This window comes from Rossellomorea sp. QJM3NY_18 (assembly GCF_056173145.1).
Window position 1 is genome coordinate 175,001 of sequence record NZ_CM149659.1, and the last position, 15,333, is coordinate 190,333.

The following is a 15,333-nucleotide window of genomic DNA, read 5'->3' on the forward strand; positions in this document are numbered from 1 at the left end:
GAACGTCGTGAGACAGTTCGGTCCCTATCCGTCGTGGGCGCAGGAAATTTGAGAGGAGCTGTCCTTAGTACGAGAGGACCGGGATGGACGCACCGCTGGTGTACCAGTTGTCTTGCCAAAGGCATCGCTGGGTAGCTATGTGCGGAAGGGATAAGTGCTGAAAGCATCTAAGCATGAAGCCCCCCTCGAGATGAGATTTCCCATCACGTAAGTGAGTAAGATCCCTAGAAGATGACTAGGTAGATAGGTCAGAGATGGAAGCATGGCGACATGTGGAGTTGACTGATACTAATCGATCGAGGACTTAACCACATTATAAAGCGGAGGCGGCTTGAACAGAGACGACAAGCATTTCTGGGCAATCAGAAGAGGGTGCTTTTTCCCCTCAGCTGATTGAACTGAAATGACCTCGAGTCTCTAGCCGCCGGAGCTGGATTACTGTCTACTTGTAATAGTAGATACAACATTGGTCGATATTCGGCTTTCTTGACATCAATTCTTTATCTAGTTTTCAGGGAATGAATTTTCATTTATACCTTGATTTTTACTGAAAATATTATATAATAATATTTGTCATTGTAAGCAATATGTCTGGTGATAATGGCGAAGAGGTCACACCCGTTCCCATGCCGAACACGGAAGTTAAGCTCTTCAGCGCCGATGGTAGTTGGGGGATCTCCCCCTGTGAGAGTAGGACGTCGCCAGGCCAAATCATTCCGCAGTAGCTCAGTGGTAGAGCTATCGGCTGTTAACCGATCGGTCGCAAGTTCGAATCTTGCCTGCGGAGCCATTGCTTCCATAGCTCAGCAGGTAGAGTGCTTCCATGGTAAGGAAGAGGTCACCGGTTCGAGCCCGGTTGGAAGCTTTTATTTTTTTAACAAACCGGCCCATTGGTCAAGCGGTTAAGACACCGCCCTTTCACGGCGGTAACACGGGTTCGAATCCCGTATGGGTCACCATTTTCTTTTTGAAGGAAAAAGAAAATATATATATACATAACGGAGGATTAGCTCAGCTGGGAGAGCATCTGCCTTACAAGCAGAGGGTCGGCGGTTCGATCCCGTCATCCTCCACCAGGTTTTTTTACGAAAGTAAAATAAACTTCATTGGATTTTGCGTTAGCAAAATATCTTTCCATGAAATGCTTTCATTACGCAGTATTCATCACAAGTTTATATATGCCGGTGTAGCTCAACTGGTAGAGCAACTGACTTGTAATCAGTAGGTTGGGGGTTCAAGTCCTCTTGCCGGCACCATTGTTTTATAGCTGGAGGGGTAGCGAAGTGGCTAAACGCGGCGGACTGTAAATCCGCTCCTTCGGGTTCGGCAGTTCGAATCTGCCCCCCTCCACCATTTTGTATATTTCAGTGTAAAATGGACATCCTATAAATGTCCCTTTTTTATGCCATTCACGTAATTATTGGGCTATAGCCAAGCGGTAAGGCATCGCACTTTGACTGCGACATGCGTTGGTTCGAATCCAGCTAGCCCAGCCATTACGAGCCATTAGCTCAGTTGGTAGAGCATCTGACTTTTAATCAGAGGGTCGAAGGTTCGAATCCTTCATGGCTCATCACACATTTTCTCACATCTCTTGGTGTGAGAATTTCTCTATATGGGGCCTTAGCTCAGCTGGGAGAGCGCCTGCTTTGCACGCAGGAGGTCAGCGGTTCGATCCCGCTAGGCTCCACCAAAGATATTTTGCAAATGCAGAAATCTTTATCCGCTAACGAACGAAGCGAAAAAATCATCATACATACGACATGACTGGACCTCGAATCTTTTAGGAGATTTGAGGTTTTTTTGTTTAACTAATATTCTTACACACCCAATCATCAAAAACCCCTCTGTCCACGCATATATATGCACAATCCTGTCCGGTTGAGTCATCGGTCCCACTAGGGATACAATAGGGACAGGACGTAAATTTAGAATAGGGGGAATTTTTGATGAAAAGAAATATTTCAATTATTGGTGTACCGATGGATTTAGGTCAAATGCGTAGAGGTGTGGACATGGGACCGAGTGCCATTCGTTATGCAGGTATTGTTGAGAGACTTGAGAATCTCGGATATGACATTAAAGACCTGGGTGATATAGAGATTGGTCAAGCTGAGCGTGTACATAATAATCCTGATACAAATTTACGAAATTTGAAAGCGGTTGCTGAAGCGAGTGAAACACTTGCCGGTAAGGTGAATGAGGTCATTGGCAGCGGGGATTTCCCATTGATCTTTGGCGGTGATCACAGCATTGCGATTGGAACATTGGCAGGTGTTTCCCCTCATTATGAGAATTTAGGGGTGATTTGGTATGACGCCCACGGTGATTTAAATACGGGAGATACATCTCCGTCCGGAAATATCCATGGGATGCCGCTTGCAGTGAGCCTTGGGATCGGCCACGAGGAGTTAACGGGTATCGGGCAAAGTTCTCCAAAGATCAAACCTGAGAACATTGTCATCATCGGAGCGCGTTCTTTAGATGAAGGAGAAAGAGAGTTAATTAAGGAAAAAGGCATCAAAGTGTATACGATGCATGAAATCGACCGCCTGGGTATGACAAGGGTTATGGAAGAGTCCATTGATTACTTGAAGGGAAGAACGGATGGGGTTCATCTATCACTTGATTTAGATGGGTTGGATCCAAGTGATGCCCCAGGAGTAGGCACACCTGTCCTTGGGGGGATCAGCTACCGGGAGAGTCATCTGGCGATGGAGATGCTTGAGGAATCCGGATTGATCACTTCTGCTGAATTCGTTGAGGTAAATCCTATCCTGGATGAAAAGAATAAAACGGCTACGGTTGCTGTTGCATTAATGGGATCTCTTTTTGGAGAAAAGTTACTATAAGTAAATTCAAAAAAGGCTGGAACCCTCTATGGATTCCAGCCTTCATCTATTTTCCTTCAATGGTGCTTGACCACTTGATATTGATTTAACAGATCGTCAAGACGAGTACTCAAATCAACTACTTGCTCATCGGCAAAGGAAGACTTTAATGCTAGTTCGACCATTTGGCGACGGCAGTCTTCAATTTGAAATAATAAATCATTCATTCTTCTCCTCATTTCGAGATCCTCCCGCAATAGAAATAGTAGTTCCTTTATACCCCTTTTCTAATAAATGTAAACACATTTCCCTGAAAATTTGTTAGGATAATAATATAAAATAATTGAAACCTTTTGATAGGGTACTACGTATATAAATATAGCCGCATAGAGCGGAGGTTGTGAAATGGAAGCGTTAGTGAACAAACGGATAAAACAAGTATTGAAAGGTGATCAAAATGCCTTTGCAGAATTGGTCGAGCTTTATAAAGATAAAGTATTCCAAATTTGCTTCCGGATGCTTGGGAATCGTCATGAAGCAGAGGATATCGCGCAAGAGGCATTTATTAGGGCATACGTAAATATAGAGACATTTAATCAAAAGAGAAAGTTTTCGACCTGGCTGTTCAGGATTGCGACGAATCTGTGTATCGACCGGATCCGTAAGAAGAAACCGGATTACTTCCTGGATGCAGAGGTGGCAGGAACGGAAGGATTGACGATGTACTCACAGGTGGCTGCTGATGTTCAGCTCCCTGAAGATGAAGTGGAGAATATGGAGTTGCAGGAGACCATACAAAAAGAAATTTCCAAGTTACCGGAGAAATATCGCTCGGTCATCGTTTTAAAATACATTGAAGAGCTCCCGCTTCAAGAAATCAGCGACATCCTGGATTTACCGTTAGGAACGGTTAAAACGAGAGTACATAGAGGGCGGGAAGCTCTCAGAAAACAATTACGATCACTGTAGAGAGGGTGAGTGAACATGAAGCCTTGTCCTGAAGAAATCATCGACTATATGCACGATTATTTAGATGGAGACTTAAATAGGGAAAAAGAAGAAACGCTGAAACATCATTTGCAGGAATGCAGTGAGTGTCAGCATCATTTCCATGAGCTGAAAAAAGCGATTGCGTTTGTACAAAGCACATCTCATATCAGTGCTTCTGCAGACTTTACAGATAAAGTCATGGCGGGGTTACCGAAAGAGAAGAAGAAGGTAGGGGTACAAAGATGGTTCCGTCACCACCCGCTACTTACGGCTGCGGCCCTGTTCCTTTTCTTTATGACAGGAAGTTTCCTTACCTCCTGGAATGATGAGGACTTCTCATTTACGAAAAATACTAAATTAGTCGTTCAGGATCATACGGTTGTCGTACCTGAGGGGGAAGTCGTCAAGGGTGACTTGACCGTCCGTAACGGAGATGTGAAAATAGAAGGAAAAGTCACAGGGAACGTGACCGTCATCAACGGTAAGCAATATTTGGCTTCTGCAGGCAGTGTGACAGGAGAGATCCATGAAATCGATGAGGCGTTTGAGTGGCTTTGGTACCAGATCAAAAAAGGGGCTAAAGACACGTTGGATTGGGGAAATTCGCAACTTGAAGAAAAGTAGGATAAAATAGAGGGGATGGAATGTAAGGTCCGTCCCTAAAGGGCTGACACTTATGATGTTCGTGTCAGTTTTTTTTATGTATAAACGTGAGTTCATGAAGAGAAAAGAAAGAATCATGAAGCCGTGGGTGTCTTTCATTTGATAGTGATAAAATATGCTATAATAGGAACGTTACGAAAATGGAGAAGCCACACATGGCGGCTTACGCTTTCGATTAAGCTATTGGAGGATGTAATATGCCGTTTATCGATATTTTTTCGGATTACTCCGCGCTGGATTATGTCTCTGATATAGTAGATATACTCGTTGTATGGTTTGTAATCTATAAACTGATCATGCTGATAAAAGGAACGAAAGCAGTACAATTATTAAAAGGTATTTTTGTCATCATCATTGTAAGGGGCCTGAGTAGTATCTTTGGTCTCGATACACTGGGGTGGATGATGGAACAAGCCCTCACGTGGGGATTCCTTGCGATCATCATCATCTTCCAGCCTGAACTCCGCAGGGCCCTCGAACAGCTTGGCCGGGGACGCTTGTTCTCAAGGACAGGAATGCAGGAGGAAGAAGAGCAGGAGCAGATGATTGAATCCATGACAAAAGCCGTAAGCTATATGGCAAAGCGCCGGATCGGGGCCCTCCTTACTCTTGAGAGGGAAACGGGGATGAGTGATTATATTGAAACAGGTATACCCCTTGATGCGAAAATTTCGTCCCAGCTGCTCATTAATATCTTCATCCCGAATACACCACTCCATGATGGAGCGGTGATTGTGCAGAAGAATCAAATCGCAGCCGCTGCGTGCTATCTTCCGTTGTCAGAAAGTCCTTTCATCTCTAAGGAACTGGGGACGAGGCACAGGGCCGCACTTGGTGTCAGTGAAGTGACAGACAGCATCACCATTGTTGTGTCGGAAGAAACGGGAGCTATCTCTATTACGAAGAATGGAGAGTTGCATCGCGACCTCTCTCTGGAGCGCTTCAGGGAAATTCTTACGTTAGAGCTCATTGGCGATAAGACGAATGCTTCCTCGACAAAATGGAGCTTTAGGGGGAAGAAAGAAAATGGATAAATTCATGGAAAGCCGTTGGTTCATGCGTATCGTCGGACTCATGTTAGCCTTCATTCTTTATCTATCCGTGAACTTTGACGATATTCAGAAGACGGCTAATAATAGTAACGGTACGTCCCAGAATGCGATTGAAACGATCCAGGATGTCCCGCTTGAAGTGTTCTACGATAGGGAGAACTTGGAAGTGTCAGGCTTGCCGGATACGGTGAATGTGACCGTGGAAGGATCAAAAGCGATTGTCCAACAGACGAAAACCCTGAAAGACTTTCAAGTATATGTTGATTTAAATGATATCGGAATAGGGGAACACCGGGTGGATATCCAGGTTCAGAACATATCTGATAAATTGGATGTAAAGATCGACCCTGATTTCGCCAATATTTCCGTCCAGGAAAAGGTCACGGAAGAATTCACCATTGAACCTAAATTCAATGAGAGTATTCTATCGAATGGATATGAGGCAGAAGGTCTTGCCGTGGATCCGAAATCCGTGAAGGTGACAGGTTCAAAGAATGAAGTAGAGCGGGTTGCCTACGTCATTGCCACACTCGATGTAGATGAAGAGATCAATGAAAATGTGACAAGGGAAGCCAGGGTGCAGGTACTTGACCGAGAATACAACAAATTGGACGTCCAGATAGACCCTGAAGTGGTGGATGTGACCGTGTCAGTTGTGAATCCGAGTAAGGCCGTACCAGTCACCATTAAACAAAAGGGAAGTCTTCCGAAGGGTACTACCCTTGAGTCGATTTCAGTAGAACCTAAAGAGGCAACGGTCTTTGGAAGGCAGGATGTACTCGACACAGTGGAAGAACTCCTGGCAGAAGTCGATCTTTCCAAGATCACGAAGGATTCGACCATTACTGTACCACTCGCCCTTCAGGATGGATTGAATAAAGTGGCTCCCGAGGAAGTGAAAGTCACAGTTGATGTGAACACTACCGAGGAAAAGAGCTTATCTGGAATCGAACTCAAACCTGAAGGATTGGCTGACGATTATGAGTACACCATCATGGAACCTGAAAACGGTGTAGTGGATGTGGCACTGAAAGGTGAGAACGAAGAAGTGAGTAATGTTAAGAAAGAAGATTTCTCTCTCGCTCTCGATCTTTCAGGGCTCGAACCCGGAGAACATGAGGTAGAAATAGAAGCGGATGGGCCGGAGAATGTTGAATGGACCCTATCGCAAAAAAAGGTAAAAGTAGAAATCAAAGAAAAGAACACATCAGCATAAGAGCTGTAAAAAGGAGAGAATGACAATGGGTAAGTATTTTGGAACGGATGGAGTAAGAGGTGTAGCGAATACCGAGTTGACACCGGAATTAGCATTTAAGCTCGGTCGATTTGGTGGATACGTTCTGACAAAGGATGCTACACGTCCCAAAATATTGATTGGACGGGATACCCGGATTTCCGGACATATGCTGGAAGGGGCTCTTGTAGCGGGACTTCTTTCAATAGGTGCTGAAGTGATGCGCTTAGGCGTGATTTCAACTCCTGGTGTCGCTTATTTAACGAAAGCGTTGGGAGCTCAGGCAGGGGTCATGATTTCCGCTTCTCATAACCCGGTAGCCGATAACGGAATTAAATTCTTCGGCCCGGATGGCTTCAAGCTTTCCGATGACCAGGAAAGTGAAATTGAAGATCTGTTGGACCAAACCGTTGACGGGCTTCCCCGTCCGACCGGCGCGGACCTTGGACAGGTAAGCGACTATTTTGAAGGCGGTCAGAAATATCTGCAGTATTTAAAACAATCAGTAGACGAAGATTTCGATGGTTTACATATTGCGTTAGATTGTGCACACGGTGCTACATCCGCTCTTGCCACTCACCTGTTTGCTGATCTGGATGCCGATATTTCCACAATGGGAGCATCTCCAAATGGATTGAACATCAATGAAGGTGTCGGGTCCACTCACCCGGAAACATTGGCTGAAATGGTGAAAGAAAAAGGAGCGGATCTGGGTCTAGCCTTTGATGGAGATGGAGATCGAATCATCGCCATTGATGAGCACGGACAGATCGTCGACGGCGATCAGATCATGTACATCTGCGGTAAGTACTTGAAATCACAAGGGCAATTAAAACAGTCTACCGTCGTATCTACTGTAATGAGTAATCTGGGGTTCCATAAAGGACTTGAAGAGAATGGTATCCAAAGCATCCAGACAGCCGTAGGAGATCGCTACGTTGTAGAAGAAATGAAGAAAAACGGCTATACACTCGGCGGTGAGCAGTCTGGCCATATTATCTTCCTCGATTACAATACGACAGGGGACGGCCTTTTAACGGGAATTCAGCTGGTGAATATTATGAAGGTGACGGGTAAATCACTATCCGAACTTGCCGGTGAGATGCAGAAATTCCCTCAGAAGCTTGTGAATGTACGAGTGACGGATAAGCACCATGTCACGGATAACGAAACGGTGAAAAACGTCATTCAAAAGGTGGAAGAAGAAATGAACGGAAATGGCCGTATTCTTGTACGTCCTTCCGGAACAGAGCCATTGGTGCGTGTAATGGCAGAAGCACCTACGGAAGAACTTTGTGAGCAATATGTGAATCAAATCGTACAGGTCGTCGACCAGGAAATGGGTCTGAACGAATAGTTGATTTTTCATGCACAAGGGGTCAATACGTACCTCTTGTGCATATTTAATTAGTAGGGTCCTTTTGAAAGGGTTTATCACTGTACTGTGTCGGGAAGATGACAAAGAGATAACAACTTCTTGATGTTGTCAGATTTATATTGACGAAGGGAAACCCGCTGGTGTATGATGATTTTGTTTTCGTTTTTCAAATAAAATGGGAATGTGAGTCAAGAAGGAAAGGTGGATAGTGGGTAACAGATGTAAATAAAGCGCCAGGGCTGAGCGATGGATACGACAAGGATCGTTCAGTTGACGAGGTGGAGGTTTATCGAGCATTCGGCGGATGCCTCCCGGTTCGTATATGTCACCGAACCGAAAGTTCCGTCCTTAAAACGTTAAGGCAACTTAATGCACAAAGGGAAGGAAAAAGTGACCTAAAATACTAATGACAAACAGAGATAAGGGGGCAAGTTGTCCCCAAAAGAGTTCTTGCCCCCTTGCATGTTCAGGGAGGATATATTAATTATGTGTGGAATTGTTGGATATATTGGAAGTTCAGATACAAAGGAAATTCTTTTAAAAGGTCTTGAGAAGCTTGAGTACCGCGGGTATGACTCTGCAGGCATCGCCGTTCAAAACGATGAAGGCATCCATGTCTTCAAAGAGAAGGGTCGTATTGCCGACCTTCGCGGTATCGTCGATGACAGTGTATCAAGCAACACAGGAATCGGTCACACTCGCTGGGCTACCCACGGTGTACCAAGCCAGGTGAATGCTCACCCTCATCAAAGCAATTCAGGCCGATTCACGATCGTTCATAACGGAGTAATCGAAAACTACTCCCAGCTTAAACGCGAATACCTGACAGACGTAACGTTCAAGAGTGACACGGATACTGAAGTCATCGTACAGCTGATTGAAAAGATCGTGGGAGAAGGAAATACAGTAGAGGAAGCGTTCCGTCAAACGCTGATGCTTCTAAAAGGTTCTTATGCGATTGCCCTTTTAGATTCTGAAAACGATGAAACCATCTATGTAGCGAAAAACAAAAGTCCACTTCTTGTCGGTCTTGGAGAAGACTTCAACGTAGTGGCAAGTGATGCGATGGCGATGATTCAAGTAACGGATCAATACGTTGAGCTGATGGATAAAGAAATGGTCATCGTAACGAAAGAAAAGGTAGAAATTCAAAACCTAATCGGTGAAGTAATGGAACGTGCTCCTTACACGGCTGAGATCGATGCCAGTGATATTGAAAAAGGAACATACCCTCACTACATGCTGAAAGAAATCGATGAGCAGCCACTAGTGATGCGTAAAATCATCCAGGCTTACCAAAACGAGAACAACGAGCTTCACATCGATGAGCCGATCGTCGGCGCGATGAAAGAAGCGGATCGTGTTTACATCATTGCATGTGGAACGAGCTACCACGCTGGTCTTGTAGGAAAGCAATTCATCGAGAAGAGCGCAGGAATCCCTGTAGAAGTTCATGTAGCAAGCGAATTCAGCTACAACATGCCTTTACTTTCTGCGAAACCATTGTTCATCTTCATCTCTCAAAGTGGTGAAACGGCAGACAGTCGTGCCGTACTTGTCCAGATCAAAGAGCTTGGACATAAATCATTGACGATCACAAACGTAGGGGGTTCTACCCTGTCACGTGAAGCGGATTATACATTGCTTCTTCATGCAGGACCTGAGATCGCTGTTGCTTCAACGAAAGCGTACACAGCTCAGCTTGCAGTGCTTGCGATCCTTGCACACGTTGCCGGCCAGGCATGTGGAAACAACGAGGACTTTGATCTTGTTCAAGAACTGGGTATCGTGGCTACTGCCATGGAAGCACTTTGCGACACGAAAGAAGAGTTTGAAGATATCGCACGCGAATATCTTGCTACTACTCGCAATTGTTTCTTCATCGGCCGTTCACTGGACTTCTATGTAGGTCTTGAAGGCGCCCTGAAGCTGAAAGAAATCTCTTACATCCAGGCTGAAGGATTTGCCGGAGGAGAACTTAAACACGGTACGATCGCCCTTATCGAAGAAGGTACACCGATCGTTGCCCTTGCAACACAGGAAGAAGTAAACCTAGGCATCAGAGGAAATGTGAAAGAGGTAGTCGCTCGTGGAGCCAACCCTTGTATCATTTCCATGAAAGGCTTAGAAGATGAAGAAGATCGCTTCGTCATCCCGGAGGTTAACCCATTGTTAACACCTCTTATCTCTGTCATCCCATTACAATTAATCTCTTACTATGCTGCCCTGCACCGCGATTGCGATGTAGATAAGCCGCGTAACCTGGCGAAGTCGGTTACGGTTGAGTAAAGATTGAATAGAAAAAACCGGTTGGTCCGTTTGGGCTGACCGGTTTTTATTTTGTATAAGTAAAACAAGTACTAGTTATATCTAAAGTAGCATATAAATACAGTTAGTTATACTTCGAACTGCTACTTGGTACCCAAGGAATTAGTATTTTCTGAAAATAATAGTTGACATGTTCTTTATACAGAACTAAAATGAAAGAGGAATAGATTGGAAGAAAAATAAAAAGGGGAATTAGCTCGAATTATAAAATCTTAAATGAGTTTTCCAGGAAGGATTCTTTTTTTGCTCTGGTTGTTCGTTATAATGAATTAGGTATTCTCTCATACTTGTTTCTAAAATAACTCCAATAAAGGTGGTTTCCATGGGAAGTACAAAACAATCAAATTATATTGTGAACAATGTCGCAAGAGAAATAAATTTAAGAGAGTATTATGAGGTCATCAAAAAACGGGTGTGGCTTATTATTATTATTACATTCATCACCACGGTTGCGGGTTATGTATACAATTCTTATACACAAACGAACCTTTATGAATCTTCCCGACGGGTGATCATCGGCTCAGACAGCGGAAATATGAATACGTTAATGGTTATGATAAAGGATCCAATCGTTATGGAGAAGGTCAGGGATGAATTGAATCTTTCACGGTCACCGGAAGGAATCGCCAATCAAATTACAGTGGCTCAAATAGACGATTCACAAGTCATAAAAATTTCAGCCGTTGATGCCGACCCTAAAGTAGCCATGGCGATTGTGAATTCGACAGCCAAACTTTTCAAGAGTGAAATCGCTACAATATTAGATTTCAAAGAGGTTCAATTATTATCCGAAGCAAAAGAAAATCCATATCCGATCAATCCATCCGGTAATCGGATTACAATCATCGCTTGTATCTTAGGAATGATTACAGCTATCGGACTAGCATTCTTATTGGATTCACTGGATCAGACGATTAAAACGAATAAGGATATCGAAGAGTACTTGGATATTACCGTGCTTGGCAGGGTGTCTAATATGAATAAGAAGAAATTTGTCTTAAAGCGGAAATCTCAACCTGAAATGGAGTTAAGGGGTGACACAGTTGGCATTAAATAGAAAGAAACAAATAAGTAAGATGAAACGCAGGCATCTCGTCACATATTCTCATCCAGAATCGATTATTTCTGAACAGTTTCGCGAAATCAGGACGAATATGAAATTCATCAATAAAAGTGAGAACAAAATCTTTCTCGTTACATCTCCCAAGGATGGGGAAGGGAAATCAACCATGGTCGCGAACTTAGCGGTTTCCATGGCGCAACAGAAAGAGAAAATACTCGTCATTGATGCCAACTTGAGGGAGCCGATCATCCATTCGATCTTTAAAATTCCGAATGAGAAGGGACTGACCAATGTATTAACCGGTCACACGGCGTTAGAGGATGCACTCTATCAAACAGAGGTCAGTCGACTGGAAGTATTGACAAGCGGTTCTCATTCCTTTAACCCTGCTGAATTATTAGAAACGAGGGGAATGAAGGAACTTCTTAAGAGGCTGGCTGAGTTATATGATGTTGTGCTGATTGATGCTCCCTCTGCGATAAAGTCCACAGAAACGAGAGTCATAGCCAATCAATGCGATGGAGTGGTACTGGTACTGAATAAAGGGAAAACAGAGATCGAACTGGCGATTGAAACGAAAAAAGTGCTGGAACTGGCCCATGCCAAGATTGTTGGAGCCATTTTAAATGAAGGATAAAAAATTTTAATTCTTATGTTCGTTATTAAGAATTAAACGTGCGTTAAATTTGAATATTTTCTCGGTGATGTCTCCTTACCGTTATCCATGGAGGTACTCGGTCATGCTGTGGGTTGAATAAACCTTAGACGCTAAGTCGTCGATGGTGTGGTGTGAGGATGGGTTAGATGCCCACATTTTAATGTTTTTATGTAGGAGATCTTTTTTCGGAAGATAGCGTACATAAGGACATTATTTAATAAAAGGAGATGGTATGAAGATATGATTCTATTAGATGAACAGCCTAAATCAATTAAGAAAGCGATCAGGTATATAAAGCAGGATGCCTCGAAAGAACAGCTGAAAGAAATAAGAAGGCTATTAGACTACGATATTTATAAAAGATTGAAAGTACTTGAAGAAGGAAAGGAGGCATAGCATGACCTACCGGCAGAGATTATCTCTATTCATTCTAGTTGATTCGCTTATCGTCCTGACCGCTGTATTCGTCAGCAAAATGCTGACCGGCTCCACCATCCAAGTCATAACCCTTCCGGTCGTCATCAGTTCTATTACAATGCTCATCAGTCACCAAATCTTTTCAATGAAGCACAAGCTTTATAAGAAAGCGTGGGAATATGCAAGCATAGGGGAATTATTAATTATTTTTAAAGTAGTGAGTTATTCGGTGCTATCAGGAGCGATGGTTCAACAATTAGCACTGCAGGAAATTCAATTTAGACTTCTTGCCGTTACCTGGATGCTTCACTTGATGCTCATTGGAGGTTCAAGGTTTGTATGGAGAGTCTATCGGGACACCTTTATATCCATGGTGGATAATCGAAAACGGACGTTGGTGGTGGGAGCCGGAGCAGCCGGCACAATGGTCACGAGACAGCTGCTAAAGAACGACGGGGATCTGGTCCCTGTTGCATTCATTGATGACAATATTAGAAAGCAGAAATTGGACATATTAGGCATCCCGGTCGTCGGAGGCGTGGATCGAATTGAAAAAGTGGTAGCTCAATATGATATTGAACACATCATTATTGCCATTCCTTCTCTTAACAAACAAGAGTTGAATACCATCTTCCAGGAATGCTTGAAAACGAAAGCGAAGACGCAAACCCTTCCGATGCTGGAGGATTTGATCACTGGGAAAATATCCGTCAATCAATTCAGGGATGTACAGGTGGAGGACTTATTAGGCAGGGATACAGTGGAAATCGATATGTCCAGCATCTCTGAATATGTCACAAACAAAGTGGTGCTTGTATCAGGTGCAGGGGGCTCTATAGGTTCTGAAATCTCTCGCCAGATTTCCCAATTCAATCCGAAACAATTAATCCTCCTCGGACATGGTGAAAACAGCATTTATTCCATTGAGATGGAGCTGAAAGAATCATTTGCCGGAAAGAGAATTGAGTTCATCCCTGTCATTGCTGATTTACAGGATGAGAAGAAGATGATTCAAGTGATGAATGAATACACTCCGGATGTCGTCTATCATGCAGCTGCCCATAAGCATGTACCTCTCATGGAGCGGAATCCGGAAGAAGCGGTCAAGAACAATCTTATCGGTACAACAAATATTGCGAAAGCGGCAAGCTGGAGCGGAGTCAAAACTTTGGTCATGATCTCCTCCGACAAGGCGGTGAATCCGACAAGTGTCATGGGTGCCACGAAACGATTGTCTGAAATGGTCATTCAGAGCATGGATCAAACGAGTTCAACACGTTTTGTCGCCGTCCGATTTGGAAATGTATTAGGCAGCAGGGGCAGCGTCATTCCTTTATTCAAGAAACAGATTGAAAAAGGTGGACCGGTTACGGTCACTCATCCCGATATGGTCAGATACTTCATGACCATCCCTGAAGCATCAAGACTTGTTATTCAAGCAGGGGCGCTCGCTCAAGGCGGGGAAATCTTCGTATTGGACATGGGGGAACCGGTGAAAATAGTGGATTTGGCAAAAAATCTGATTAAACTCTCAGGGCATTCCATCGAGGAAGTAGGACTGAAGTTTACAGGAATGAGACCCGGGGAGAAGCTATACGAGGAACTTCTGAAGGATGAAGAGATCCACGAAGAGCAAATCTATCCGAACATCTATATAGGGAAAACCGCACATCTTTATTTAGAAGAAATCGATGAAATCATCGAAACCTTTAATGATATGGATCGAGATACATTAAGAGAAAAATTAGTTGCGTTAGCCAATACAAAAGAAATCATTAAACCGAAGCCAGTCATGTCGATATCAAGCTAATAGGAGTGATAAATCAATGAAAGTCAGAAAAGCAATCATCCCTGCCGCTGGACTTGGAACAAGGTTTCTTCCAGCTACAAAGGCCATGCCAAAGGAAATGCTGCCGATTGTCGACAAGCCAACGATTCAATATATAATCGAAGAAGCCATTGAGTCGGGGATTGAAGATATCATCATCGTCACAGGAAAGGGAAAAAGAGCCATCGAGGATCATTTCGATCATTCATTCGAACTCGAACAAAATCTACTGGATAAAGGCAAATTCGAACTATTATCTGAAGTTCAGAAGTCTTCGAAACTTGTAGACATCCACTATATCCGTCAAAAGGAACCAAAAGGATTAGGCCATGCCATCTGGTGTGCCCGCAAATTTGTGGGAGAGGAACCATTCGCCGTCTTACTTGGCGATGACATCGTAAGGGCTGAGACCCCATGCCTCAAACAAATGATCCAGCAATACAACCGATATCAATCTTCTATTCTGGGAGTTCAAACAATAAACAAAGAAGAAGTATCCCGTTACGGAATTGTTGATTCTCATCAAATCGGTGACCGGTTCTATGGAGTGAACGGGCTAGTGGAAAAACCGGCTAGAGAAGAAGCCCCTTCGAATTTGGCCATCATGGGGCGATATATCCTAAGTCCGCGAATATTCGATGTGCTTGAAAATCAGCCACCGGGAGCGGGAGGAGAGATTCAGCTGACGGACGCCATTGCCGAACTGAATAATCACGAAGCGGTATACGCCTATGACTTTGAAGGGACCCGTTATGATGTGGGGGAGAAAATGGGCTTTATCCAAACGACGATTGAATTCGCTTTACAGCGTGACGATTTGAAAGCCGAGTTGTTGGATTACCTCTCAAACGTCATGAACCGGGAAGTAGCTAAGAAAGTGGAATGAGGTGA

Annotated in this window: 13 protein-coding genes, 9 tRNA genes and 2 rRNA genes (1 of these 24 running past the window's edge); 23 read left to right on the top strand and 1 reads right to left on the bottom strand. The window is 43.8% G+C overall.

Annotation, left to right across the window (positions count from 1 at the left end; translation table 11 throughout):
- From AC0VXY_RS00960 to rocF, 12 genes are all read left to right on the top strand, one after another.
- Nucleotides 1-312: ribosomal RNA gene (locus tag AC0VXY_RS00960) — 23S ribosomal RNA — on the top strand; it begins 2,625 nt to the left of the window's first position.
- Nucleotides 313-590: 278 nt separating this feature from the next.
- Nucleotides 591-707: ribosomal RNA gene (rrf, locus tag AC0VXY_RS00965) — 5S ribosomal RNA — on the top strand.
- 8 nt (nt 708-715) lie between these two features.
- Nucleotides 716-790 (top strand) — tRNA-Asn (locus tag AC0VXY_RS00970).
- 2 nt (nt 791-792) lie between these two features.
- Nucleotides 793-865 (top strand) — tRNA-Thr (locus AC0VXY_RS00975).
- A 19-nt stretch (nt 866-884) separates the two neighbouring features.
- Nucleotides 885-959 (top strand) — tRNA-Glu (locus AC0VXY_RS00980).
- 41 nt (nt 960-1,000) lie between these two features.
- Nucleotides 1,001-1,076, top strand: a tRNA-Val gene (locus AC0VXY_RS00985).
- A gap of 104 nt (nt 1,077-1,180) precedes the next feature.
- Nucleotides 1,181-1,256 (top strand) — tRNA-Thr (locus AC0VXY_RS00990).
- Nucleotides 1,257-1,269: 13 nt separating this feature from the next.
- A tRNA-Tyr gene (locus AC0VXY_RS00995) sits at nt 1,270-1,353 on the top strand.
- A 68-nt stretch (nt 1,354-1,421) separates the two neighbouring features.
- A tRNA-Gln gene (locus AC0VXY_RS01000) sits at nt 1,422-1,496 on the top strand.
- Nucleotides 1,497-1,500: 4 nt separating this feature from the next.
- Nucleotides 1,501-1,573, top strand: a tRNA-Lys gene (locus AC0VXY_RS01005).
- A 44-nt stretch (nt 1,574-1,617) separates the two neighbouring features.
- Nucleotides 1,618-1,693, top strand: a tRNA-Ala gene (locus tag AC0VXY_RS01010).
- A gap of 256 nt (nt 1,694-1,949) precedes the next feature.
- On the top strand, nt 1,950-2,852 hold the full coding sequence (gene rocF, locus AC0VXY_RS01015) for an arginase (RefSeq protein ID WP_475526620.1): 903 nt from the start codon (nt 1,950-1,952) through the stop codon (nt 2,850-2,852).
- A 56-nt stretch (nt 2,853-2,908) separates the two neighbouring features.
- Here the strand turns inward: rocF and AC0VXY_RS01020 are convergent, their stop codons facing one another.
- Nucleotides 2,909-3,058, bottom strand: coding sequence for an aspartyl-phosphate phosphatase Spo0E family protein (locus tag AC0VXY_RS01020; protein ID WP_257141040.1), 150 nt, complete (start codon nt 3,056-3,058; stop codon nt 2,909-2,911).
- A 178-nt stretch (nt 3,059-3,236) separates the two neighbouring features.
- On the opposite strand from AC0VXY_RS01020, the gene sigW reads away from it, so the two are divergent.
- The 11 genes from sigW (at nt 3,237) to galU (ending at nt 15,328) form a co-directional block, all read left to right on the top strand.
- Nucleotides 3,237-3,800 carry an RNA polymerase sigma factor SigW gene (gene sigW / locus AC0VXY_RS01025; RefSeq protein ID WP_098438494.1) on the top strand — a complete coding sequence of 188 codons (564 nt, stop codon included), beginning with the start codon at nt 3,237-3,239 and terminating at the stop codon, nt 3,798-3,800.
- A 15-nt stretch (nt 3,801-3,815) separates the two neighbouring features.
- Nucleotides 3,816-4,445: an anti-sigma factor family protein gene (locus AC0VXY_RS01030; protein WP_435994170.1), complete on the top strand. Its 630-nt coding sequence runs from the start codon at nt 3,816-3,818 to the stop codon at nt 4,443-4,445.
- Between the two features lie 236 nt (nt 4,446-4,681).
- Nucleotides 4,682-5,518, top strand: coding sequence for a diadenylate cyclase CdaA (gene cdaA, locus AC0VXY_RS01035; RefSeq protein ID WP_060674761.1), 837 nt, complete (start codon nt 4,682-4,684; stop codon nt 5,516-5,518).
- On the top strand, nt 5,511-6,752 hold the full coding sequence (locus AC0VXY_RS01040) for a CdaR family protein (protein WP_435994168.1): 1,242 nt from the start codon (nt 5,511-5,513) through the stop codon (nt 6,750-6,752). The genes cdaA and AC0VXY_RS01040 overlap by 8 nt, the downstream gene beginning before the upstream one ends.
- A 25-nt stretch (nt 6,753-6,777) precedes the next feature.
- Nucleotides 6,778-8,127, top strand: coding sequence for a phosphoglucosamine mutase (gene glmM / locus AC0VXY_RS01045; protein WP_475526622.1), 1,350 nt, complete (start codon nt 6,778-6,780; stop codon nt 8,125-8,127).
- Nucleotides 8,128-8,634: 507 nt separating this feature from the next.
- The gene (gene glmS, locus AC0VXY_RS01050) at nt 8,635-10,437 is read left to right on the top strand and encodes a glutamine--fructose-6-phosphate transaminase (isomerizing) (protein WP_435994164.1); all 1,803 of its coding nucleotides are present in this window, start codon (nt 8,635-8,637) and stop codon (nt 10,435-10,437) included.
- Between the two features lie 361 nt (nt 10,438-10,798).
- A complete protein-coding gene (locus AC0VXY_RS01055; protein WP_435994162.1) occupies nt 10,799-11,533 on the top strand; it encodes a YveK family protein in 735 nt (244 codons plus the stop codon).
- On the top strand, nt 11,520-12,176 hold the full coding sequence (locus tag AC0VXY_RS01060) for a CpsD/CapB family tyrosine-protein kinase (RefSeq protein ID WP_435994160.1): 657 nt from the start codon (nt 11,520-11,522) through the stop codon (nt 12,174-12,176). Before AC0VXY_RS01055 ends, AC0VXY_RS01060 begins: the two co-directional genes overlap by 14 nt.
- A 261-nt stretch (nt 12,177-12,437) precedes the next feature.
- On the top strand, nt 12,438-12,593 hold the full coding sequence (locus tag AC0VXY_RS01065) for a hypothetical protein (protein WP_435994158.1): 156 nt from the start codon (nt 12,438-12,440) through the stop codon (nt 12,591-12,593).
- Nucleotide 12,594: 1 nt separating this feature from the next.
- Nucleotides 12,595-14,424, top strand: a complete 1,830-nt coding sequence (locus tag AC0VXY_RS01070; RefSeq protein ID WP_475526623.1) for a polysaccharide biosynthesis protein — start codon at nt 12,595-12,597, stop codon at nt 14,422-14,424.
- 16 nt (nt 14,425-14,440) lie between these two features.
- Nucleotides 14,441-15,328, top strand: a complete 888-nt coding sequence (galU, locus tag AC0VXY_RS01075; RefSeq protein ID WP_475526624.1) for a UTP--glucose-1-phosphate uridylyltransferase GalU — start codon at nt 14,441-14,443, stop codon at nt 15,326-15,328.
- Nucleotides 15,329-15,333 lie beyond the last annotated feature (5 nt).

Excerpts from the sequence above, each read along its gene's own strand:
- AC0VXY_RS01065 (WP_435994158.1), top strand. The coding sequence starts at position 12,438 with ATGATTCTATTAGATGAACAGCCTAAATCAATTAAGAAAGCGATCAGG.
- cdaA (WP_060674761.1), top strand. The coding sequence starts at position 4,682 with ATGCCGTTTATCGATATTTTTTCGGATTACTCCGCGCTGGATTATGTC.
- AC0VXY_RS01030 (WP_435994170.1), top strand. The coding sequence starts at position 3,816 with ATGAAGCCTTGTCCTGAAGAAATCATCGACTATATGCACGATTATTTA.
- sigW (WP_098438494.1), top strand. The coding sequence starts at position 3,237 with ATGGAAGCGTTAGTGAACAAACGGATAAAACAAGTATTGAAAGGTGAT.
- glmS (WP_435994164.1), top strand. The coding sequence starts at position 8,635 with ATGTGTGGAATTGTTGGATATATTGGAAGTTCAGATACAAAGGAAATT.
- AC0VXY_RS01040 (WP_435994168.1), top strand. The coding sequence starts at position 5,511 with ATGGATAAATTCATGGAAAGCCGTTGGTTCATGCGTATCGTCGGACTC.
- rocF (WP_475526620.1), top strand. The coding sequence starts at position 1,950 with ATGAAAAGAAATATTTCAATTATTGGTGTACCGATGGATTTAGGTCAA.
- glmM (WP_475526622.1), top strand. The coding sequence starts at position 6,778 with ATGGGTAAGTATTTTGGAACGGATGGAGTAAGAGGTGTAGCGAATACC.
- AC0VXY_RS01070 (WP_475526623.1), top strand. The coding sequence starts at position 12,595 with ATGACCTACCGGCAGAGATTATCTCTATTCATTCTAGTTGATTCGCTT.
- AC0VXY_RS01020 (WP_257141040.1), bottom strand. The coding sequence starts at position 3,058 with ATGAATGATTTATTATTTCAAATTGAAGACTGCCGTCGCCAAATGGTC.
- galU (WP_475526624.1), top strand. The coding sequence starts at position 14,441 with ATGAAAGTCAGAAAAGCAATCATCCCTGCCGCTGGACTTGGAACAAGG.
- AC0VXY_RS01055 (WP_435994162.1), top strand. The coding sequence starts at position 10,799 with ATGGGAAGTACAAAACAATCAAATTATATTGTGAACAATGTCGCAAGA.